Genomic DNA, 20,783 nt, shown 5'->3' on the forward strand with positions numbered 1-20,783 from the left:
CCGGCTGTTGGCCGACGGAGCGACCGGCCTCTGGCCGCCGTCACTCCGGACACCGCTCGGCCACAACTGGCCGGCCACGCCGAACAGCTCGGCGCCGCCGGCCCGGACGCCCTGGAAACCCTGCTGCGCCCGGCCTTGACTGGCGCCCCCTACCACCACCGATGTGCGGGGCGTGGCCGGTCCAGGCGATAGGCATGCCGGCCCGGGCGGAGATGCGGTTGATGGCGCGGGTGACGGGGTCCGGTCCCATGCCGCCGGTGATGTGGCCGCAGCGGTCGATGCCGACGAAGGCGGGGGTGGACGGGTCGGCCCAGCGCGGGCCGTGCTCGGCGATCAGGCGCTCGCGGTAGGCGGTCCAGGCGCGCACCGGGCAGTTCTCGGGATCGCCGGCGTAGCGGATCCTGGCGTCGCGCAACGAGTGCTTCGTCTTGCCGGTGAGCATGGCGATGACCAGGCCGCGCGGGTTCAGGGTGGCGTCGTCGGCGAGCAGCCCGGCGGGGATCCTGGCTGCGGGCGGCGTAGGGAGGCCGGTCAGGACCAGAGCCTTGTCCCGGTCGCCGGTGAGGGTGTCGGGGCATGCACGGGTGACGGCGCGCAGCCCGTCGATGTCGGCGCCGACCGCCTGCCCGCGGCCCCGCCGCTCCTGGCCTGCACGAGCCTGGCCGCCAGGCCCCTCGTCGAGCGCGGCGCGGGCCTCGGCCTGGTGGTCGCCGGAGACCTCACGCCGCGCCCGCGCAGCCCGACGACGACGGCGGCCAGATGCGTGGACGCCGAACTTGGGGCGTAACCGGTGCCGTACCGCCGACCCTCGCGCAGCATCCAGGTCACGGACGCCACCATGGCGCCCCAGGAGCCCTCCAGTTCAGGCAGGCCGGTGGATCGGCTGAATCGGGCAGCCGCGCGGGCCGCATCGCGGCGGGCCTGCTCCCCCGCTGGCCTACTCCCCGCGGGCCTGCTCCCGACGCCGCACGAAGTCCTCCGCCTCGGTGGCCGCCTGCTCGCGCAGCCGCTCCTCAAGACGAGACTGCGGGTGTGTGATCCCCTCGCTCGCGCCCCCGTGCGGCCGATGCCCGTCCCGTCCCGTCCGGTCGGACGGACGGACGCGGATCAGCGCAGTCCGGCGAAGAGGTCGTTCTCGGGTATGGCCGCGCCGGTGGTGTCCTGGACACGCAGGAAGGTCTCGATGCCCATCAATTCGCCGAACCTCTCCTTCCCCATCTTGAGGAAGAAGATGTTGTCGCCCTGACTGGCGTGCGCGGCCAACGCGTCAAACTTCTGCCCGCTGAACCCGGTCGTGTCCACCCACGTAGTGATCTCATCGTCGGGGAGGCCGATCTCGGCCATCGCGGCGGCCTCGGCAGGATCCGGCTCCGGCATGTCGTCATCGAACTCGCGCATGACCTCGCCGAACCGCTGCATCATCGAACGAGGCATCGTGGTCCAGTACACCTTCGGTGCCAGCGTGGTCATCTCCAGCGCCGCCATCGTGATGCGGTGGGCCTGGATGTGGTCGGGGTGACCGTAGAAGCCGTTCTCGTCATAGGTGACGACCACATCAGGTCGGTAGTGCCGCATGAGTTCCGCGAGCCGGGCCGCGCCTTCCTGCACGGGAGTCTGCCAGAAGGATCCGGGGGCGTCGTTGCTCGGCCAGCCCATCATCCCGGAGTCGGCGTAATCCAACATCTCCAGATCGCTGACCTTCAAGACGGCACAGCTCGCCGCGAGTTCTTGACGGCGCATCAAGGCGACCGCCGCCGGATCGTGCCCGGGATCGCCGGGCTTGACACCCCCCGGTCCGTCACCGCAACGGCCGTCGGTACACGTCACGAGAACCGTGCGGATGCCTTCCGCCGCGTACCGCGCGAGGATCCCTCCGGTTCCGGTCGCCTCGTCGTCGGGGTGGGCGTGCACTGCCATGAGTGTCAAGGGCCGGTCAGTCATGAAGCGATCCTCCTGGAGAAATACGTCTTGCTCTGTGTGTGCGGCCGGCGTACCACGATCGTGGCGCCCGCATCCTGGTGGGGCGGACGACCTTGTGGTCTCCGTGTTCCCCGCCCGTGCGGCGCCGGTCCCTCGATCGATGCAACCGTGCCGGCCGGACCGGCTGTTCCCGGCACGGCCGCTCGTCCTTCCAGACGTCGGCGTTCAACGCGAACAACGTACAGGCATGACCCGCAGGTCTCAGCGCCACGCCGGTTCCGGCATCCATCCGGCACCAGCCGTGATACTCCGACGTGACGTTTGAGACCTGGCAAAGGCGGCGTCACGTCCGCGTCCTCTCGACGAAGTGGGAGTGGTGGGACGGGGAGTAGACGGTGGTGATGGCGGCGGCGGTTGGGCCGTCGCGGTGCTTCGCCACGATCAGGTCGGCTTCGTCGGCGCGGGGGGGGCTTTATCGTGGACGTCATCACGGTGGATGAGGATGACGGCGTCCGCGTTGTCCTCGACGAGCGCGCCGGAGTCTCGTGAGTCGTTGAGCATGGGTCTTGTTTCGGCGCGCGGCGCGCTGTTCTGCGACCCGGTCGAGGGTGGAGATGGCGATGACCGGAATCTGCGGCTCTTGCGTCACCGGCCTGGCCCGTGCGTGATGACGAAGGCCAGCGCGCCACAGTGGCCTTCTGCGGCAGGATGAATTTTGGTAGCCGGGGCGAATTCCGCTCGGTGATTCCGTGGCCCGTCCTCAGGTCCGCCATGCCCTGCTGCGGCCCCTCCTCGACGAGCCACCGGTGCAGATCGGCATCAGTGAATCAGTGGGGGCCACGGAGCTGCTGGCGATCCTGGTGCGACTCGTCCGCGATCCCCGGCTCCAGCAGGCGGTCCCGGTCACCATCGGGACGTAACGGAGTACTGGCGGGGCGTCGCGGAAGCGGTGCTGCGAGCACCATGGAGTTCCGCCACTCGGCAGGGGAGACGCCGTAGGTGGCGCGGAACACCCGGCTGAAGTGCGAGGGGCTCGTGAATCCCCAGCGGTGGGCCACTGCGCCGATCGTGAGCTCCGCTGACCGGCGGGCCAGGTCGCGTCGGGAGTGTTCCAGTCTGCGCTTCTGTATCCACCGGCTGACGGTGATGTTCTCCAGCTCGAAGAGTTTGTGCAGATAGCGGACGGAGATGTGGTGGGCCCGGGCGATGGTGTCCGGCGTCAGGTCCCGGTCCGACAGGTGCTGATCGATGTATGCACGGATGCGTAGCAGCAACATCCGGGCGGCAGTTGGGGTGTCCGTGCCGGGTCTGCCGAGTCGCTCCTCGGCCAGGGTCTGCACCATGTCCACGACGTTGCGAGCGATCGATTCGCCCGTCCGCTGCGGGTACGTCGCGGCGGTCTCCACGAGCCGGGACAGCCACGGCGTCAGCAACGTGCCGAGCGGCGACTCGCGGCCGAGCGGCGCGGCCGTGATCTGTCGCAGGTCGGACTCGTCCAGATCCAGGACGTGCCGTGGCAGGACGAGGGACTTCGTCTGAACGGTTCGGGGAAGGTTAGTCGTAGGGGGCTCGCCCTGTCATAGACGAAGAGAGCTCCTGACCGCACGTGCACGTCGCGCTTGTCCTGCTCGACCCGGGCGTTCCCCCTGCTGAGCAGCATCACGACGACGTGGTTGTCGTTGGTGCTCCCAGCGATGAGGCGTCGGGTGCGGAGGCTCTGCATAGGGTCGCCCTCCACAGTGATACCCCGGATGCGGCCCAGCGGTGACGTACGGACCGTGCCGGAATACACCTCTTCAGGAACGCTGATGTCAACCGCTCCGAAGGTTCGGGACAGCGCCTCCCGCCAGTACAGCCGTCGGCGGTGGGCCGGCACCGAGTCCGTGGTGTGGAGAGTGGTTGATGAGTCCGGCGCGCTCCGCGAGCTGTCCGACGAGGTGGTCCCTCGAAGGCTCAATGCCCTCCACTTGGCAGCGCCTCGTCGGCCACATGCTCCGCCCCTACGCCGCTTCCGAAGCCCCGCTCCCCCGCTGCCACATCGGCTCCCGGCCAGGGCCTCGATCTTGGCCCGGTTGCGGGCGATCAGTGCGACGTCGTAGCCGTGGGTACCGAACGTGCGCGCGATGGCGAGGCCGAGCTGGGGGCCGGCGCCGACGATGGCGATGGCGGGCCCTGTATGAGCGAGCCGTGTCCACCGCTCAGACGGATCATCGCAAGGTCCGCTCGTCCTGGCGTTGCAGGAGGGGCTTTACTGTGGCGGCTTGCGCGAGACGGCTGGATCGTCACCGCCGTTGTGCCCGCCGCCTGGGACGCACTCTGCGAGATGTCGGGGCGCGGCAACGGGACCCTGCCGACCCCGGAAGCCGCCATCGAACACATGCGAATCTGGCAGAGCCACGTGTGCGGAGCACATCGCTACGGAGCTGATGCTGAGCGTTGCCGTGCCCACGCCGGATCCGCGGGCGGGCTGCGCGGGCGAGCCCAAGTGGGTCCTGACGTGCAGGCGGTGGCCGATTTGGTGTCGGCCACCGCCTGGCGGAAGGGATGCCGGTTCGGCTGACCGGAGAGTGGCGTGGTGTCAGCCGGTCGGGCCGCCCGCGACCCACTGCTGCCACGGCATGTTCCAGTCGCTGAGGCCGTTGTCCGGCGCCAACTTGGTGTTGTCGTCGGAGTTCTTGACGACCACGACGTCGCCGAGCATCGACTGGTCGAAGAACCACGCGGCGGGCTGCTTGCCGTCGTCGCCGCCCCGGACGTCCTTCAGGCCCACGCAACCGTGGCTGGTGTTCACCTTGCCGAAGATCGAGTCGGCAGCCCAGTAGTTGCCGTGGATGAACGTGCCCGAGTCGGTCAGGCGCATGGCGTGCGGGACGGCCTTGATGTCGTACGAGGGCTTGCCGTCCTTCTCGGTGAGGCCGACGCTCGCACCGTTCATGTGGACGTGCGCGAACTTCTCGGAGATCACCATCTGGCCGTTGTACGTCGGGTGCTCGGGGCTGCCGGACGAGATCGGGATGGTCTTGATCGTCTTGCCGTCCCGTACGACGGTCATCTGCTTGGTCTTGGCGTCGACGGTGCTGATCTGGCTCCGGCCGATCTTGAACGTGACCGTCTTCTGGATGCCGTCGCGGCTGAGCGTGACGGTGACGGTGGAGCCGGACTTCCAGTACTTCTCGGGGCGGAAGTCCAGGCGGTGGTCGTTCAGCCAGTGACCGACGACCTGCTGGCCGCTGCTGGAGCTGACCTGGATCTCCGACTCCACGGTGGCCTTGTCGTCGATCGCCTTGTCGAACGTGACCGTCACCGGCATGCCCACGCCGACGGTCGAGCCGTCCGCGGGGGAGACGTGCCCGATGAAGTCGTTGGCCGGGGAAACCGTGGTGATCGTGGCGTTGCCGGTGGCGGAGCGCCCCTTGGCGTCCTCGGCCTCCGCGGTGATCTGGTACTTGGTGGCACGCTCCAGTCGGCCGTTCGGCTTCCAGGAAGTGCCGTCCGCGGCCAGTGTGCCCGGGACCTCGGCTCCGGTCGCGACGGCGGTCATGGTCACCTTGGTGAGCTTGCCCTTGCCGACGGCCACACCGACCGGCCCGTCGATCCCGACGTTGTAGGCGCCTTGCCCGGGCGTGATCTCTATTCGGACGTCGGAAGCCTCCTGGGTGCCTGGCTGACTTGCCCGTGCCTGCGGTGTCGGGGGGGTCCCGGCATCGTTGCCGCCGGTGGCAGCGTTGCTCGTACCGCCGAGGGCCGTGATGGCGAGTACGCCGCCGAGTACGCCGGTCGTAGCCACCAGCCCGGTGCGACGTGTGAACAGCGTGATCAAGCGTTTCTCCATGTCACTGGTCTTTGCATCCCTGCGCTGATCGCCGAAGGAGTGCAACCAGCCATGACATCACTTATAGGCACACCTCTCGCCAAATTGGGCAAATTGTGTTGAAGGCCACGCACTGTCGAGCGCGCCGCCGAGGGCATGGACCTGGAGCTCGGGCCGGGAGCCTTGGAGCTGGGCCTGGGAGCCGATGCCGGTCCGCAGACGGATCCCGACCCGCCCGGATGCAGGCAGAACTCGCCCCGGGCCCGGCCCGGACCACCGCGGTGGCGATCCCGACCCGCTTGTACGGGTAGAGCACGACCATCGCCACGGCCCCCATTCGGCGCCGGCCGACGTTCGCCCTTCACCGCGCCCTGGAGCTCGTCGGGTTCTGCACGCAGGGGAACGATCCTCACTCCGCAATCGTCTACAGTTCTGTAGACCGTCTTCTTGATCACAGACGGTCCGGGCGCCGTGCATCCGGTCGCCCGCACAGAAAGGGACTCCTGCCGATGACCACACCCCTCGCAGCTCGCGGTGAACCCTCTCAGCGCGCAGTCGCCGCCGACCGCCTTCGGCGCCCCTGGCCTCGGCGCGGTGACGTTCGCCGGGACAGGGCTGCTGGTCGGCCACTTCCTGCCGGGCGACTCCCTTCTGTTCACGGCGGGCCTTCTGCGCACCGGCACCAGGCAGCACGGGGTGAAGCCGTCGCTCGGGCCACTGCCGGCCGCCACGGCGGTCGGTGCGCCGGCCGGTGCCCCGTGTGGCTGTCTGATCGGGCGCCGGGTGGGCGGGGCCCTGCCGGCCCGCGGCCGGTCGGCCCCGCTGCGGGAAGGAGCGCGGAGAGCGGAGGAACCGCTCGCGCGCTACGGCCACGCGAAGACGAACGTGCCGGCGCGATGCGTGCCGGTGGCGCGTACCGTGCTCTCCCGCTCGCGGGGGTCCTGGCGGTGCCCGGCCGGATGGTCACTCTGCCGGAGGTGGCCGGCGGCCTGGTGTGCAGCGTCGGCCTGGCCCTGGCGGGGTTCGCGCTGGGTTCGCCGATTCCCGACGTGGACCGCTGGCTGCTGCCTCTGGTCGGGCTGATCGTGACGGTGTCGCTGATTCCGCTCGCCGCGTCGCCGTACCGCGGCGGCAGGCGTACGAAGGCCGAGGAGGTCCGCGGATGATGCTCGCGTTCGGCGGGGCGTCGATCGACGGCTCCGTCTACCAGGACGTGGTGGACCTCGCCCGGCACTCGCCGGGCTGGCTGGACACCACGATCAAGGTGTGGTCGACATACGGGCTGGCGGTGTTCGCCCTACTCATGGCTCTGGGCTGGTGGCGGGCGCGACGCGCGAATGCGGCGGCGGCGATGACGGCGCTGGCGGTTCCGGTGGTCGTGCTCCTGGCGTACGGGGTGGATGCCGTCCTGAAGCTGCTGGTCCGAGAGGACCGGCCGTGCCGCGGCCTGCCGGTGCGGACGCTGGAGGCGTGTCCGGCGCAGGGTGACTGGTCGTTCCCCAGCAACCACGCGGCGATCGCCGCCGCGGCGGCGGTGGCGCTGCTGTTCGTGTCGCGGCGGCTGGGTGCGGTCGCCTGTGTGGCGGCGATCGCCATGGCGGCGTCCCGGGTCTGGGTCGGCGTGCACTATCCGCACGACGTGCTGGTCGGGCTGGTCCTGGGCGGGCTTGTCGCACTGGCGTCGCTCCTGGTGCTCCAGCGCCGGTCGACGGGGCTGGCCCGACGGCTGACGGCGGCCGGGCCCCTGCGACTGCTGCTGTCCGGCTCATGAACCGCAGGGGCACCGCCGACCTGGCGGGCAGCGTCGGCTTGGGCGCGTGGGCGGCGTTCAGCGTCCTGACGCTGGTCGTCATCGGCCGGGCCGGCGCACCGCTGTGGCTGGACGACACTTTCCTCACATGGTCCGTCGGCCACCGCCCGGAGGCGGTCGTGGCACTGGCCCGCGCGGTGACCGCCACGGGCACCGGCCTCGTCCCCTACGTCCTCGCCGCGCTGGCCGGCGCCGTCGCGGGCCGCACGGCGCGGTCCCGGCTGCTCGCCACCGCCGTCTGCCTCGCCTGCCTCGGTCTGGGACAGCTACTGCGCTACGGCGTGATGGAACTGGTCCACCGACCGCGCCCTCCGCAGGCCGACTGGCGGGCACACGCGAGCGGCTGGGCGTTCCCCTCCGGTCACACCACCACGGCCGCCCTGGCCGCGGGTCTGCTGGCCGTCGCACTCACCCTGCGCGCGCCGCGCGGTGGCACGGCTCTGCGGATCGCGGTGTGCGGCTGGGGCCTGTCGGTCGGGCTGACCCGGGGCTACCTCGGCGTGCACTGGTTCACGGACGTCCTGGGCGGCTGGCTGTTCGCCGCCGGCTGGCTGGGGACATGCCTGTGCCTCGCCGCGCACCTCCTCCCCGCGTCCTTCCTCACCGAACCGACCGACCCCGCTCACGCTCCGACGGAGGACCATGCGTCCGAGGATCCTGGTCGTCGAGGACGATCACGCCCTGCGTGACGTGCTGCGCCGTGGCCTGTCCGAAGAGGACTTCGAGCCCGTCCTCGCCGCCGACGGTGCCACCGCTCTGCGGCTGGCGACCGGCGGAATCGCGGCGGCCGTGCTGGACGTCGGCCTGCCCGACGCCGACGGACGGGACGTGTGCCAGGCGATGCGTGCCAACGGTTTCGCCGCCCCCGTGATCTTCCTGACCGCCCGGCACCAGCTCACCGACCGTCTGTCCGACTTCGCCGCCGGCGGTGACGTCCACCTGCCCAAACCGTTCCACCTCGTCGAGCTCGCCGCTGTGCTGAGAGCCGCCCTCAGGCGGACGGTCGCCACGATGGCGGTGCCGGCCGGGGATCTGGTCCTGGACGCGGTGGACCACAGCGTGACCGTGCACGGCGTCCGCAGCACCCTGTCCCCCACCGAGTTCCGGCTGCTGGCCACGCTGGTCGCCGCGGACGGCACCCTGGTGCGCCGCCGGGACCTGGTGCGGGCGGGCTGGCCCGAGGGCGCGCAGGTCAGTGACAACACGGTGGACCAGTACCTGAGCCGGCTGCGCCGCAAGCTGCGCGAGGCGGGCAGCAGCCTCACGATCGGTACGGCGCGCGGCATCGGACACCGCCTGTCATGAGCCGCGCCCTCCGCGTCCTCCGCCGCGGTGTCCCACGCACTCTGCGCGGTCGGCTCTCCCTGGTGGCACTGACCACGGCCGCCCTGCTGATGACCATGCTGACCGTGGTGTTCAACGCCGTCATGGACCGGCATCTGGAGCACCAGGCGGACGACGAACTGCGCGACCGGGCGGCGGCGGTGGCCATGACCGTCGATACCAGCGGTCCCCGGGTGCGCGTCCTGGAAACCGTCAACGACGGCCTGCTCGACGCCAACGTGTGGATCTACGCCGGAAACCGCCTGTTGGAGAGGCCGCCGTCCACTTCGCGCGACAGCCCCGTGAGACAGGCCGCCGGCCAGGGTGCCGACGACGCTGATCAGAGCCACGGCCGGCCAGTACACCCCGGCCCGGTACGCCGTCGTGCGGAACTGCACCGCCAACACCACGGCGAGCAGTGCGCTCATCGGCACCGACACACCGGTCAGCCCCATGCCGGCCTTCTCGTTCAGCAGGTCGGCCGCGGTCTCCCCGACCGTCGTGCGCTGGAACAACGTGCCCGAGCTCACCGTCTACTTCTGGATCACCAAGGTGCTGTGGGTGGTCGCGTGGCCCCGTGCGCACCGAACCTCTCGCACCAGCGGCATGGGCACCAAATGTGCGGTCGCCCCCGGTTCACTCCGGCTATGGATGGGAGTACACGAGGGCATCGGGCAACGGGACCCGCTGGCGCCAGTGTGAGCACAGGGTGTCGTTGAGGGCTCGTTCCTCGCGCGGGGTGTTCGGGCGAGGCAGGCAGAGCTTGTCGTACAGGGCGAAGCGGTGAGTGTCGATGGCCGCGTCGAGGGAGGCACCGTAAGCCATGGCGGCTTGAACGGCGCCACGGTACGACAGCCGGGACAGAACAGCCGGCATCAGGGCGAGCAGGAGCCACCATCCTGACTGCCACAGCAGGCCGGCAGCGGTCACCGCGGTGACGGCGGCCATGACGGAGAAGCGGCACGCGGCGTCCATGGCGTCGCGATGGGTGTCCACGGCCTCCTTGTGCATCCCCTCGACGAGCGGGTAGAGCCGCGGCCAGGTGACCACCACATCCAGCCCGTGGCTGAACCCGGCGTAATGCTCCATGGCGGCGAGGGCATTGCCAAGGGAGGTGGGGGCGGGGGTGAGTTCGGCCGGGGGGTACAGCGTGCTCCACCGGGCGTACGCGGCGCCCGCGCGGTTCACCTCTGCCGGCGACGGCGGATCACCGACCGCGACCATACGGCTCCCGAGCCTTCGACGCAGGGATGTCTGGCGGTGGACCGCGAGTCGGCGCAGCGGACTGAGCAGCGTTGGCCACTCGCCTTCCAGGAGGCGGACCAGGCGCAGTTGCAACGGGTGACTGACGACAGCGACCAAAGTGGCCACCAGCCAGAGGCCCAGGATCTCACCGACACCGAGCTTCGCGGCCGTCTCCCAGGCCCGGTCGAAGTCCGGTGCCGTCCCCGGTACGCCGGCCCAGAGGAGTACCAGGAGGAACAGGGCGCATCCGATCGTCGGCAGGTACGAGACGAGCAGGAATCGTTTGCCGAGCACACCGCCGGCGGCGCCCACCAGGGCCGAGAGCTTCATGAGTCCTCGCTTGTGGGGTTGCCGCAGGTGGGGCAAGCGGGTGGAGTGGGAGCGGGGCTGTAGACCGTGTGGAGGCACTGGGCACAGGAGTAACGGAAGGCTTTGTAGTGCCGTGAGGCTCCTGGCAAGAGCGACCGGTCGCCGTCGCCGCGGGACCAGGAACCGTCACGTTCCTGGTCGGTTTCCTGGACTTCCTCCGGCGGATAGTCCGTATGCGTGGCCACACCGATCCGGGAGTCGCCCACGTAGACCGTGAGCGAGGTGAGCGTGGGAAAGGCGTCAAATATGGCCTGAAGTTGCCCTGCGGCATGCTGGACGCGCTCAGTTGCCGTGCGCAAGCTGGGATCCTCGCTGAGGGTCGCTACGGGAGCACCGTGAGGCTGGGAATCCATGGTGCTGACGAGATGGCGGTAAGTCCGCTGAGTCCTGCTCACGTCTGGCACGCTTGCTCCAACCGGGGGGAACGGATCGATGTCGGACGCGATGGTAACCGCTCTTTCGGACCGGTTGGAGGTCTACGAGCAGAGCCAGGACCGTACGCTGCTCGACGCCCCCGAAGCGCTCGTCGAGTCTTTGGGCGTGATGCGCACGGTGGCCGCCCGCCTCGGGCAGGGATCGCTCGATGTCGGTGCGCTGCTGAACGTCTGCTGGCTCCACTACTATCGCGGCGCGACCGGCCGCCACATCAATCTCTCCAGTAGTGACCTGCCCGTCGCGGGCCTCTTGTCCATCTTCCTGGAGGAGTACCTGCCAGGCCATGCCGCAGGCCTTCCCCCAGTGGGCGCGGGGCAGATCACAGCGGAAGGCTGGTGCGGGCTTCTCTCAGTCAACGCGCACCACCTGGCTCATGATCCGGCGTTTTCAGCAGTAGTCCACGAAGTGCTGATGTTGATCGGCAAGGGAACCGGCGATCGTGCGCTGCGGCGCCGCGTGCAGGCAACGGCTGGACACCTGCTCTTCGACCGGTACAAGTCCAGTGATGACCTCGGTTATCTGGTGACCGCCGTCGAGTGTCTTCGGGATGCGGCCGATCCCGTCGTCGAGGACGATGCGGACCCGGGCCCGGATCCGACCGTCATCGATGGTCTCGGCACCACGACTTACTTCCTGTACGAGGCCACGGACGACGTGGACCTGCTGGTGGAGTCGGTGAACAGCCATGCACGCGCTCTTACCGCCGAGCCCGAGAACGGACCCCGGCGTCTGGGCTTCCTGGACAATCTGGGCGCCTCCCTACATGCCCTGGCGCTGGTTCGCCGTGACCCGGCCTTGTTGTGGCAGGCCGTCGACCGCTTCATGGAGGTGGCCGGGCTGCACAGCACGGACTCCGATCGCTGGCAGGCCATCGACAAAGTGTGGCGGACCCTGGAGATCACATGCCGCGTCTGCCGCACCCCTGCTGATCTGGAGACGGCCATCGGCAAGGGGAACGCCCTGCTCGAACAGCACGGCGACCGCGATCCCAGACACGGGCATCATCTGTCCATCCAGTCCGCGCTGTTGCACGCCCGCGTCACACTCAAGGCCGTCCCCGAAATACTTGACCAGCATGTGAGGATCGCCCGTCGCGCCGCGGAGGCGTTCCCCATGGGAGACCCTGTTCGCCCGCGCATGCGCGCCGATCTCGGCGTCGCACTCGCCACACGGTTCGAGCACTGCGGAGATCCGGAAGACCGAGCAGAAGCCCTCGCACTGCTGCGCTCCGCCGCAACGGATCTGCCCGATGAACCAGCCGTTCAGCACAATCTTCAGGAACTCGAATCGGCTGTCGTCCGCCGGGCCGAATCTCTCGCGCAGGCAAGGTCCCTCGACCAGATCGGCATGGCCGCGAAGACCGCTGCCGGTCTGGGGGACGCGTACGTCATGTTCACCAATCCGATGTTCCTGTCCGAGGCCATCCGCCTGGCGGAGGACGCGGTGAAGACGATCGGGCCGGAGCACAGCCTGTACGGCGAACTCAATCGGCTACTCGCTCATCTGTGGGAGCACGAGGCCCAGCGATCGGGTGTGGCCGCGGATTTGGATCGTGCCATCGCCTACGCCGGAACCGGCGCCGCGGAGTCCCAGGCCGGCACGCCCGGGCGAGCAGAGCTTGATTCACGCCTGGCACAACTGCTCCGGCTGCGTTTCGAACAGCGCGGTGACTTGGCTGACCTCCAGGAAGCCGTCCGACGGGGCAACGCTGCCGTGAGGGATCTCCGTGACAGCCATGAGCGAGCTATTGCGCTCAACAGGCTGGGGCTGTCCCTTGGCCGCCGGTATGAACACAACCGGGACCTGGTGGATATGCAGGAGTGCATCGACGTGTATCTCGAAGCTGTCGACCTGTCCGTGGACCACCCCCAGCTGCGTGCCTCTGTGCTCAACAATCTGGGAGGCGCCTACTCGCATCGGTTCCGGCGTCATCAGATCCGTGCCGACCTGGAACGGGCCATCGAATGCTGGCGCGAGTGCGCCCGGTTGACTCATCCGGAACACGCGAACGCGGCGACGCGTTGGGACAACCTCGCGAGGGCTCTGGGCAACATGTACGGACTCGACCGCGATCCCGCTCACTTGACGGAGGCGTTGGCGTACGCGGACCGGGCTGTCGCGGCGACTCCCCTGCACCACATCGAGCGGGGCCGCCGACTGACGACCCTCAGCAATGTGCTGGTCGAGCGCTACCGCGTTACCGGTGATCCTGCGGATCTCAGCCGTGCCGTCACCCAGGCCAGGGCGGCTGTCCGCACTCCCTCGGCGGATCAGGCCCATCGGGCCGAGTACCTCAACAACCTCGGCGGTGTGCTGTTGACGGCGGGCTCGCTGCGGTCGCGTGAGGTCTCCGTCGGCGAGGTGCTCGCCGTATTCGACGAAGCACGACGCCACCAACCGTCGCTGGTCCACCTCCGGGGTATCGCCGCCCGGAAATGGGCTGCGGTCCGTGCGGCGGCAGGCGATGCACACGCTGCGATCGACGGCGCAGAGTTCGCCTTCGACTTGTTGCAGCAGATCGACTGGCACGGCATGACCTTGGCCGACCGGTTGGACGTGATCAGCGACTGGGACGGATTCGCCCGTGAAGTCGCGGTGTGGGCCCTCCGGTTGGACGATCCCGCTCGCGCGGTGGAGTTCCTGGAGCGGGGGCGCGGACTGCTGTGGGGGCAGCTCACCGGCCACGTCAGCGATCTCGAACGGCTGCGGGCCGTGGATGCGAGGCTTGCCGAGGAATTCCTCGCGATCCGGGATGCGGCACGTGAACTGACCGACAGCGCTGTTCCCGACACCGCAAGAGGGGAGCAGCTCGCAGAGGTCAACGCAGAGCATCGGCGGATCGTCTCGCGGATCCGGGCCCTGGACGGTTTCGACGCCTTCCTGGGTCCGCCGTCTCCTGGCCGGCTCACCGCGGCCATGGGAGAGGGCACGGTCGTCATCCTCAACGTGAGCAGAGCGAACTGCGATGCCATCGTGCTCCGTGGCTCCGAGATCCGGGCGGTGCCCCTTGCAGTCCCGGGGGTGGAAGTCGCTGAGCAGGTGCGCCGCTGGACCACCGTCTTGCGGACTGCTCAGGAAGCCCGCCGTGAGCTGAACCGTGCAGCCCTCGGGGGCCGCCAGGCACCCCGGCGGGTGGTCGCCACGTATCGCACGGCAATCGACGAACTGGGCGAACTCCTCGCATGGGGCTGGGACACCCTGACAGGACCAGTACTCAATGCCCTGGGCCACGAGGACCGCTTTCCAGGGAACGCCGAGTGGCCGCGTGTGTGGTGGTGCCCCACAGGTCCGCTCACCGCCTTCCCGCTCGCCGCTACCGGACACCACGACGGCTCCGGTCGGGCTGTCATCGACCGGGTCGTCTCCTCGGAGGCCCCGACCCTTCGCAGTCTTGCCGAGGCCCAGGAGCGGGGAACAGCCCGGAACACACCTCGGCTCCTGGCCGTCGCGGTGCCGACCCCGTACAACCGCGGCGACGTCCTGCGCGGTGCGCAGGAGGAGCGCGCGGCGGTGCTGGGCTCCACGTCCATCGAAGTCACCGACCTGTACGGTCCCACAGCCACACGAGAGACGTTGCTGCGAGAACTCCCCACCCACACGCACTTCCACTTCGCGGGGCACGGCGCCGGCGGTGTCACGGACCCGACGGACGCGGCGCTGATCGCCTTCGACGCACCGTTGCGCATGACGGACCTGGTGGGGCTGCCCCTGGACGGAGCCGAACTGGCGTACCTGTCAACATGCCACGGGGTCACCGGCAGTGCCATCCACCCGGACGAGAGCCTGCATCTTGCCGCGGCGATTCACGTGGTCGGGTTCCGGCACGTGATCGGGGCCCGGCAGGAGATCGACGACCGCGTTGCGGCGAACACCGCAGCCGCCTTCCACCGGCACCTGGCCCACACGCCCGATCCGGGCATCGCACTGCATGAAACCTTGCGGGAAATGCGGGAACAACTGACGGCCAGGACAGACACGGACTGTGACAACCCGGTCAACCCATGGGCCTGGGCAGGCTTCGTTCACCTCGGGCCGGCCGGTGCGCGCCGCACCCGGGAGGGGGCTGGGGCGGAAGGTCACTAGCGTCGGCTCGGGACCAGCCGGACTGTCATGGCGGTGCGAGCGGCTTGGATCCGGTGGCGTACGTACGCCCGCGGCGGTGACGCGGGCGCCGAGTCGTCAGGCGGGCTGGGCGGTGATGGTGCACAGGCGCTTGGTGGCCCGGGTCAGGGCCACGTACAAGTCCCTTTCCCCACCGGGGCGGGCCGTGGCGATTTCCTCGGGGTTCATGACGACGACCCCGTCGAATTCCAGGCCGCGTGCTTCGGAGGCCGGCACGACGCGTGCGTGGTGAGCGATGCCCTGGGCCGTCAGCTCGCTCACCCTGGTGTCCGCGCAGATCACTCCCAGAAGTTCGCCCGGGTGCGCGGTGCTCTGGGCGCGGAGTTCCTGGACGACGGCGGTGGCCAACCCGTCGGGAGGTGCGGTCACGGTGCGCGGGCTCTCACCGCTCCGCAGGGACCGTGTGGGCTTCTGGTCCGGAGCGATCCGTGTGAGCAGGTCCCGGACGCTCTCCAGGATCTCCTGCGTGGTGCGGTAGCTGACGGTCAGGTGGTGCACTTTGAACCGCGGTCCGACGTGGGGGCTCAGCGCTTCCTTCCAGTCGCGTGCTGTCGCGACCGGACCTGCCTGGGCGAAGTCACCCACCAGCGTCATCGCCCTTGCCGGGCAGCGGCGGACGATCATCCGCCACTGCATGGCGGTCAGTTCCTGCGCCTCGTCGACGACGACGTGCCCGTACGTCCGCTCGGGGGGACCGTCGACCAGGCTCGCCGCCTCGTCCAGCAACGGCACATCGGCGTCGGTCCACGGGTCGTCCGGACCGCGCAGCAGCAGGGACCGCTCCCGCTCGGTCAGGCGGGGCAGGTGCTCGGCGAGAGCGCCGGCGTTCGTCAGGAGCGCCTTCACGAGGTCACCGGGTACCAGCCGCGGCCACAACACCTCGACCGCCCGGTCGACATCGGCGTCGTCGAGGAGATCGGCTCGGACGGCGTCCAGGTCCAGCTCGTGGACCGGACCCGAGTCGGCCGCACCTTCGGCACGGCGCTGGGCGGCTCCCGTGAACCGGTCGAGGTCCATGCCCGTCATCCTGGCGGCATCGGCGTCGATCTGCTCCAGGAGGTCGCCCATGTCTCGTTGCATCTTGTCGGTGACGGCGTCGACCAAGAGCTCCTTGAGCACCTGGCGCGCGGGGTTGTGCCCCGGTGCGGCTGCCACGGCGGCGTCGCGTGCCGTGGCGACTTCCTCGCCGGACAGGTGAACCGGTTCCTGTCCGACCCGCACGGTGAAGTCACCGGCGGGGGCCTGGTGGACGCGCAGCAGGCCGGCCAAGGCGTCGGCGAGGTCGGAGCCGCCCTTGAGACGCGCCGTGTCGAACGGGTCCACCGTGCTCGTGGACACTCCGGCCAGTTCCCGGCAGGTCGCCAGAACGACGTCGTTCTCTCCGAGCGAGGGAAGGACCTGGGAGATGTAGTCGAGGAACCGGGCGTTCGGGCCCACCACCAGGACACCCTCCTCCGCGGCGCGCGGGAACGCGTACAGGACGTAGGCCGCCCGGTGCAGGGCGACCACCGTCTTGCCGGTGCCGGGCCCGCCCTGCACCACGGTCACCCCGCGGTGGGCGGAGCGGACGATCGCGTCCTGCTCGGCCTGGAGCGTCGCGACGGCCGCGTGCATCCTGCCCGTGCGCCGTGCCGACAGAGCCTCGGTCAACGGGCCGTCCCCCACGACGTCCTCCTCGGTCGGGGCGGTCCCGTCCAGCAGTTCGTCGCTCACCGAGATGACGGTTCGTTCCTCAAGGCGCAGGTGCCGGCGCCGCCGCAGGTCCATCGGGTGGACCGGTGTCGCCTCGTAGAAGGGCCGCGCCGCGTTCGCCCGCCAGTCCACGAGCAGAGGCAGGTCGTCCTCCTCCGTGTGCAGTCCGATCCGCCCGATGCGCAGAGCCGTGCCGTCCGTCCAGTCGATGCGCCCGAAGACCAGCCCCTTTTCGGCGCCCTCCAGCCGGCCGATTTCCTTGGCCAGACGCTCGGCGGCGATTTCTCTCTCATACACCTCACCGGCGCTGTCCGCCGGGGCCTTCAGCACACTCGCTCGGTGTGCTCGCGCCTCGGAAATCCGCTCGGTGAGCAACTCATACAAGGAGGACACATAATCCTGCTCCGAGTCAACCGCACGCACAGCGGGATCATTTGTTTTCGACAACAGTGGGCTCCTTCGATTGGAGCCACACCATACGGTCAAAGCTCCCTGAGGGTAAGTCTTGACTTACTTGGCGAAGTCATGCCCCTACGAATGAATCCGTGACGGCTGACCGTATGACTTATCACGCATTCCGCTGTTCCATATATCGCTGATTACGCCCCCGATGCCGCCTGCCTTTTGAGCGAGCCGCCCATGGATTCCTGCGATGTTTTGCCACGCTCAGGAAAAGATGGAGATCAGCCTGCCCCCGTGCTTTCCAGCACGGGGGCGCCCGCCCCGAGGCCGACGGGCCCACAGCCAGGTACGAGCCCAGGTGATGCCGGCTGCGGGGCGCGGCCGGAAGGTGAGTTCGCGGACCCCCATCGTCACCGGGTCGCGTCATAAAGGGCACTCGGTCGGGATCGACAGGCGGTACAGGATGTCCAGATGACCGGTGCCGATCAGCGCTCGTCTCGGATCAGCGGGGTGCCGACGAAGCCGGTGGCAGTACGCGCGTCGTCGGCCAGGACCAGTGGATGCGCATGGGAAGCGAGGTCCACGAACGAAGGGTGTTGAGAGGACCGACTCCTGGTGAGGCGCTCTCCTCGTGTCAGTCCTCGGCCGTGCGGGGCAGTGAAGCCCCGACCCGCGCGGCCGTCTCGCGCAGCCAGATGTGGGCCGCGTCATGGGTGTGGACCGGGTGCCACCACAGCGCTTCCCGCAGGGGCACCGCCTCGTAGGGCGGCTCCACCACCCGTACGGCGGCGATCGGCGCGAGCATCCGCGCCAGACGCGCCTGGATCAGGGCGATGCGCCGGGTGCCGGCGACCATCAGGGGCAGGAGCTGGAAGTTGTCGACGGAGATTTCGACGCGCGGTTCGATGCCGAGCATGCCCAACTGCCGTACGGCGGGCGCGTCGTAGGTGCGCTGGTACGTCACCCACGGCAGCCGGGCCAGGTCACGCCGGGTGAGCCCGCCCTCGACGCCTGGATGGTCCCGTGCCACGACGAACACCCAGCGGTCGTCGTAGAGGTCGGTGGCGGGGAAGTCGCTGATCACGCCGTGCGGCATGAGCAGGCCGTCGGTGGCGCTCAGCAGGGTCGCGGTGTCGTCGACGACGCTCGGCGGGGTCTGGGTGAAGCGGAGCCGGATGCCGGGGGCCTCCGCGTGCACCACGCGGGCGAGTTCGGTGCCGAAGACGGCGACGGCGTAGTCGGACGCCAGCAGCCTGAACTCGCGGTTCTCACTGGCCGGATCGAAGTCGGCCTGGCTGGAGAAGAGACGTTCCAGCACGTCGTAGGCGGTGGAGGTGCGGTCCAGGAGCACTTGGCCGAGCGCGGTCAGCTCGTAGTGGCCGCCGACGCGGGCGAGCAGGTCGTCATCGAAGTGCCGACGCAGGCGGGCGAGGGCCGCGCTCATCGCGGGCTGGCTCAGACCGACTCGCTGCCCGGCCCGGGTGACGTTGCGCTCCTCCAGCAGGGCGCGCAGGGCGACGACGAGGTTGAGATCAAGACGGGCCAGGTTCACGGATCGGTCCCTTGCGGTGGGGCGGTGAGCGGGGGCAATAAACACGGTGGATGCTCGTCATCCACAGAATCGATTTCCCTGATCACGGACAGCGGGTCCAGATTAGTCCCACCGCAATCAGGAGGACACGTCCGTGAAACCCGAACCCTCGTCCGCGCTCTTCGCGGGACCGTTCGCCCTCGCCACCCTCTCTGCCCCCGACGGGCCGGAATTCCCCGCCCTCGTCACCCCCGACGGCCAGGCCCTCGACCTGCGGGACGTCTTCGGCGACGATCGGCTGACCACCCTGGACGTGCTGGACCGCTGGGAGACGGCCCTGCCGCGGCTGCGCGCGCTCGCGGCCGGCACCGGAGGGGCCCGCACGGACGTCACGGACCTGCGCGTGCACGCGCCGGTGGCCCCGCGGCAGGTGTTCCAGTCGGGCGCGAACTACCGGCAGCACGTCATCGACCTGCATGTCGCCCACCGCGCCCCCGGTGACGACCGGCCCGAGAGCGAGCGGCGCGAGGAGGCCGCCGAGCTCATGGACCGGCGGGCCGCCGAGGACCTGCCGTACGTCTTCATCGGCCTGCCCACCTCGATCACCGGCCCGTACGACGACGTCGTGCTGCCCGCTTGGGCGGAGCAGCCTGACTGGGAGCTGGAACTGGCGGTCGTGATCGGCAAGCCGGCCTACCGGGTGCCGGTGGAGGACGCGCCGCGGTACATCGCCGGCTACACCATCGCCAACGACCTGACCGACCGGGCCACCGTCTTCCGCCGGGACATGCCGCAGATCGGCACCGACTGGCTGCGCAGCAAGAACGCGCCCGGCTTCACACCGATCGGCCCCTGGATCGTCCCGTCCGAGTCCGTCGCGGACCCCGATGACCTTCGCGTCCGGCTCAAGCTCAACGGCGAGACCATGCAGGACGAGTCGACCAAGGACATGATCTTCAAGGTCGCGCGGATGGTGTCGTACGCCTCGCAGACCGCCCGTCTGCTCCCCGGCGATCTGGTGCTCACCGGCAGCCCGGCCGGCAACGGCATGCACTGGGGCCGGCTGCTGCGCGACGGCGACGTCATGGAGGGCACGGTCACCGGTCTCGGGGTCCAGCGCACCCGTTGTGTCGCGGAGGGCGCCGCGTGAACCGCGACGACCCCGAGGGCGCGATCGCCGAGGCCGCCAAGGCGTACCGCAACTGGGGCCGTTGGGGCGAGGACGACCGGCTCGGGACCCTCAACTTCCTCGACGAGGGCAAGCGCCGTGAGGGCGCGGCCCTGGTGCGGCGGGGCGTCAGCTTCTCGCTGTCCCAGTCCTTCGACATGAACGGCCCGCAGAAGGGGTGGCGGCGGCGCACCAACCCGGTGCACACCATGCTGGACACCGGCACCGACGCCGCCCTCGGCACGCAGGGCTTCCCGCACGGCATCGGCGGCGCGGACGACGTGATCGCGATGCCGCTCCAGTGCTCGACCCAGTGGGACGGGCTCGGCCACATCTTCGACCACGGCAAGGCGTGGAACGGGCGGGATGCCGGGAGGGTCGTCACCTCCGACGGCGACCTCGTCACCGGCATCGAGCACATGGCGCCGTACGTCGCGGGCCGGGGTGTGCTGCTGGACGTCGGCCGGGTGATCGGCAGCGACGGGGAGCTGCCGGACGGTTTCGCGATCACCGAGGAGCACCTGACGGCGACGGCCGACGCGCACGGGGTGGCCGTCGGCCGCGGGGACATCGTGCTGGTGCGCACGGGGCAGCTGGCGCGGGCCCGCCGCGACGGCTGGGGTGACTACGCCGGCGGGCCCGCGCCCGGGCTGTCGTTCACCGCGGCCGGCTGGCTGCACTCGACCGAGATCGCCGCGATCGCCACCGACACCTGGGGCTTCGAGGTCCGCCCGAACGAGTTCGAGCACGCCTTCCAGCCCCTGCACCAGGTCGCCATCCCGAACATCGGGCTGCTGATCGGCGAGATGTGGGACCTGGAGGCGCTCGCCGAGGACTGTGTCCGCGACGGCACGTACGCGTTCTGGCTGACCGCCGCGCCCCTCCCCGTCACCGGCGCGGTCGGCTCCCCGGTCAACCCGATCGCCGTGAAGTAACGAACGGAACAAGGGAGTTC

The 20,783-nt window shown here is 69.6% G+C and carries 15 protein-coding genes and 3 pseudogenes; 8 read left to right on the plus strand and 10 right to left on the minus strand.

What is annotated here, in order from left to right:
• Positions 1-40 precede the first annotated feature (40 nt).
• The 6 genes from AQJ11_RS49355 to AQJ11_RS29850 form a co-directional block, all read right to left on the minus strand.
• On the minus strand, positions 41-442 hold the full coding sequence (locus AQJ11_RS49355) for a site-specific integrase (protein WP_159061705.1): 402 nt from the start codon (positions 440-442) through the stop codon (positions 41-43).
• 665 nt (positions 443-1,107) lie between these two features.
• Positions 1,108-1,941, minus strand: coding sequence for a PIG-L family deacetylase (locus AQJ11_RS29840; protein ID WP_058083508.1), 834 nt, complete (start codon positions 1,939-1,941; stop codon positions 1,108-1,110).
• Between the two features lie 420 nt (positions 1,942-2,361).
• Positions 2,362-2,481, minus strand: a complete 120-nt coding sequence (locus AQJ11_RS52790) for a hypothetical protein (protein WP_107120896.1) — start codon at positions 2,479-2,481, stop codon at positions 2,362-2,364.
• Between the two features lie 266 nt (positions 2,482-2,747).
• Complete coding sequence (locus AQJ11_RS51380; RefSeq protein WP_244218415.1) at positions 2,748-3,353, minus strand: helix-turn-helix transcriptional regulator; 606 nt, start codon at positions 3,351-3,353, stop codon at positions 2,748-2,750.
• Complete coding sequence (locus tag AQJ11_RS51385; RefSeq protein ID WP_341846297.1) at positions 3,347-3,796, minus strand: AraC-like ligand-binding domain-containing protein; 450 nt, start codon at positions 3,794-3,796, stop codon at positions 3,347-3,349. The genes AQJ11_RS51380 and AQJ11_RS51385 overlap by 7 nt, the downstream gene beginning before the upstream one ends.
• A gap of 702 nt (positions 3,797-4,498) precedes the next feature.
• A complete protein-coding gene (locus tag AQJ11_RS29850; protein WP_208616644.1) occupies positions 4,499-5,752 on the minus strand; it encodes a L,D-transpeptidase in 1,254 nt (417 codons plus the stop codon).
• 513 nt (positions 5,753-6,265) lie between these two features.
• Here AQJ11_RS29850 and AQJ11_RS51395 point away from each other — a divergent pair.
• The 5 genes and pseudogenes from AQJ11_RS51395 to AQJ11_RS51400 form a co-directional block, all read left to right on the plus strand.
• Positions 6,266-6,897 (plus strand): annotated as a pseudogene (locus AQJ11_RS51395) (DedA family protein).
• Positions 6,894-7,502 carry a phosphatase PAP2 family protein gene (locus tag AQJ11_RS29860; protein WP_014677132.1) on the plus strand — a complete coding sequence of 203 codons (609 nt, stop codon included), beginning with the start codon at positions 6,894-6,896 and terminating at the stop codon, positions 7,500-7,502. The pseudogene AQJ11_RS51395 and the gene AQJ11_RS29860 overlap by 4 nt, the downstream one beginning before the upstream one ends.
• Positions 7,499-8,230 carry a phosphatase PAP2 family protein gene (locus tag AQJ11_RS29865; RefSeq protein WP_059265219.1) on the plus strand — a complete coding sequence of 244 codons (732 nt, stop codon included), beginning with the start codon at positions 7,499-7,501 and terminating at the stop codon, positions 8,228-8,230. The genes AQJ11_RS29860 and AQJ11_RS29865 overlap by 4 nt, the downstream gene beginning before the upstream one ends.
• Positions 8,184-8,846: a response regulator transcription factor gene (locus tag AQJ11_RS29870; protein ID WP_059265220.1), complete on the plus strand. Its 663-nt coding sequence runs from the start codon at positions 8,184-8,186 to the stop codon at positions 8,844-8,846. The genes AQJ11_RS29865 and AQJ11_RS29870 overlap by 47 nt, the downstream gene beginning before the upstream one ends.
• Positions 8,843-9,181: pseudogene (locus AQJ11_RS51400) on the plus strand (sensor histidine kinase); the annotation flags it as partial. The gene AQJ11_RS29870 and the pseudogene AQJ11_RS51400, both read left to right, overlap by 4 nt.
• A gap of 3 nt (positions 9,182-9,184) precedes the next feature.
• On the opposite strand, the pseudogene AQJ11_RS46585 reads toward AQJ11_RS51400, so the two are convergent.
• Positions 9,185-9,367, minus strand: a pseudogene (locus AQJ11_RS46585) (hypothetical protein); the annotation flags it as partial.
• Between the two features lie 142 nt (positions 9,368-9,509).
• Positions 9,510-10,439, minus strand: coding sequence for a hypothetical protein (locus AQJ11_RS29880; protein ID WP_059265222.1), 930 nt, complete (start codon positions 10,437-10,439; stop codon positions 9,510-9,512).
• A gap of 471 nt (positions 10,440-10,910) precedes the next feature.
• Here AQJ11_RS29880 and AQJ11_RS29885 point away from each other — a divergent pair, with 471 nt between their 5' ends.
• Complete coding sequence (locus tag AQJ11_RS29885) at positions 10,911-14,996, plus strand: CHAT domain-containing protein (protein WP_059265223.1); 4,086 nt, start codon at positions 10,911-10,913, stop codon at positions 14,994-14,996.
• Between the two features lie 96 nt (positions 14,997-15,092).
• Here AQJ11_RS29885 and AQJ11_RS29890 read toward each other — a convergent pair whose 3' ends face one another.
• Both AQJ11_RS29890 and AQJ11_RS29895 read right to left on the minus strand, forming a co-directional pair.
• Positions 15,093-17,120: a HelD family protein gene (locus tag AQJ11_RS29890; RefSeq protein WP_059265224.1), complete on the minus strand. Its 2,028-nt coding sequence runs from the start codon at positions 17,118-17,120 to the stop codon at positions 15,093-15,095.
• A 643-nt stretch (positions 17,121-17,763) separates the two neighbouring features.
• Positions 17,764-18,681 (minus strand): LysR family transcriptional regulator, encoded by a 918-nt coding sequence (locus tag AQJ11_RS29895; protein ID WP_059265225.1) that lies wholly within the window; start codon positions 18,679-18,681, stop codon positions 17,764-17,766.
• Positions 18,682-18,814: 133 nt separating this feature from the next.
• Here AQJ11_RS29895 and AQJ11_RS29900 point away from each other — a divergent pair, with 133 nt between their 5' ends.
• Positions 18,815-19,810, plus strand: coding sequence for a fumarylacetoacetate hydrolase family protein (locus tag AQJ11_RS29900; RefSeq protein WP_059265226.1), 996 nt, complete (start codon positions 18,815-18,817; stop codon positions 19,808-19,810).
• Positions 19,807-20,763, plus strand: coding sequence for a cyclase family protein (locus tag AQJ11_RS29905; protein ID WP_059265227.1), 957 nt, complete (start codon positions 19,807-19,809; stop codon positions 20,761-20,763). Before AQJ11_RS29900 ends, AQJ11_RS29905 begins: the two co-directional genes overlap by 4 nt.
• Positions 20,764-20,783: the final 20 nt, after the last annotated feature.

It is taken from the genome of Streptomyces corchorusii (genome assembly GCF_001514055.1).
Classification (GTDB): domain Bacteria; phylum Actinomycetota; class Actinomycetes; order Streptomycetales; family Streptomycetaceae; genus Streptomyces; species Streptomyces olivaceoviridis.

Excerpts from the sequence above, each read along its gene's own strand:
- AQJ11_RS49355 (WP_159061705.1), bottom strand. The coding sequence starts at position 442 with ATGCTCACCGGCAAGACGAAGCACTCGTTGCGCGACGCCAGGATCCGC.
- AQJ11_RS29840 (WP_058083508.1), bottom strand. The coding sequence starts at position 1,941 with ATGACTGACCGGCCCTTGACACTCATGGCAGTGCACGCCCACCCCGAC.
- AQJ11_RS52790 (WP_107120896.1), bottom strand. The coding sequence starts at position 2,481 with ATGCTCAACGACTCACGAGACTCCGGCGCGCTCGTCGAGGACAACGCG.
- AQJ11_RS29850 (WP_208616644.1), bottom strand. The coding sequence starts at position 5,752 with ATGGAGAAACGCTTGATCACGCTGTTCACACGTCGCACCGGGCTGGTG.
- AQJ11_RS29860 (WP_014677132.1), top strand. The coding sequence starts at position 6,894 with ATGATGCTCGCGTTCGGCGGGGCGTCGATCGACGGCTCCGTCTACCAG.
- AQJ11_RS29865 (WP_059265219.1), top strand. The coding sequence starts at position 7,499 with ATGAACCGCAGGGGCACCGCCGACCTGGCGGGCAGCGTCGGCTTGGGC.
- AQJ11_RS29870 (WP_059265220.1), top strand. The coding sequence starts at position 8,184 with ATGCGTCCGAGGATCCTGGTCGTCGAGGACGATCACGCCCTGCGTGAC.
- AQJ11_RS29880 (WP_059265222.1), bottom strand. The coding sequence starts at position 10,439 with ATGAAGCTCTCGGCCCTGGTGGGCGCCGCCGGCGGTGTGCTCGGCAAA.
- AQJ11_RS29885 (WP_059265223.1), top strand. The coding sequence starts at position 10,911 with ATGTCGGACGCGATGGTAACCGCTCTTTCGGACCGGTTGGAGGTCTAC.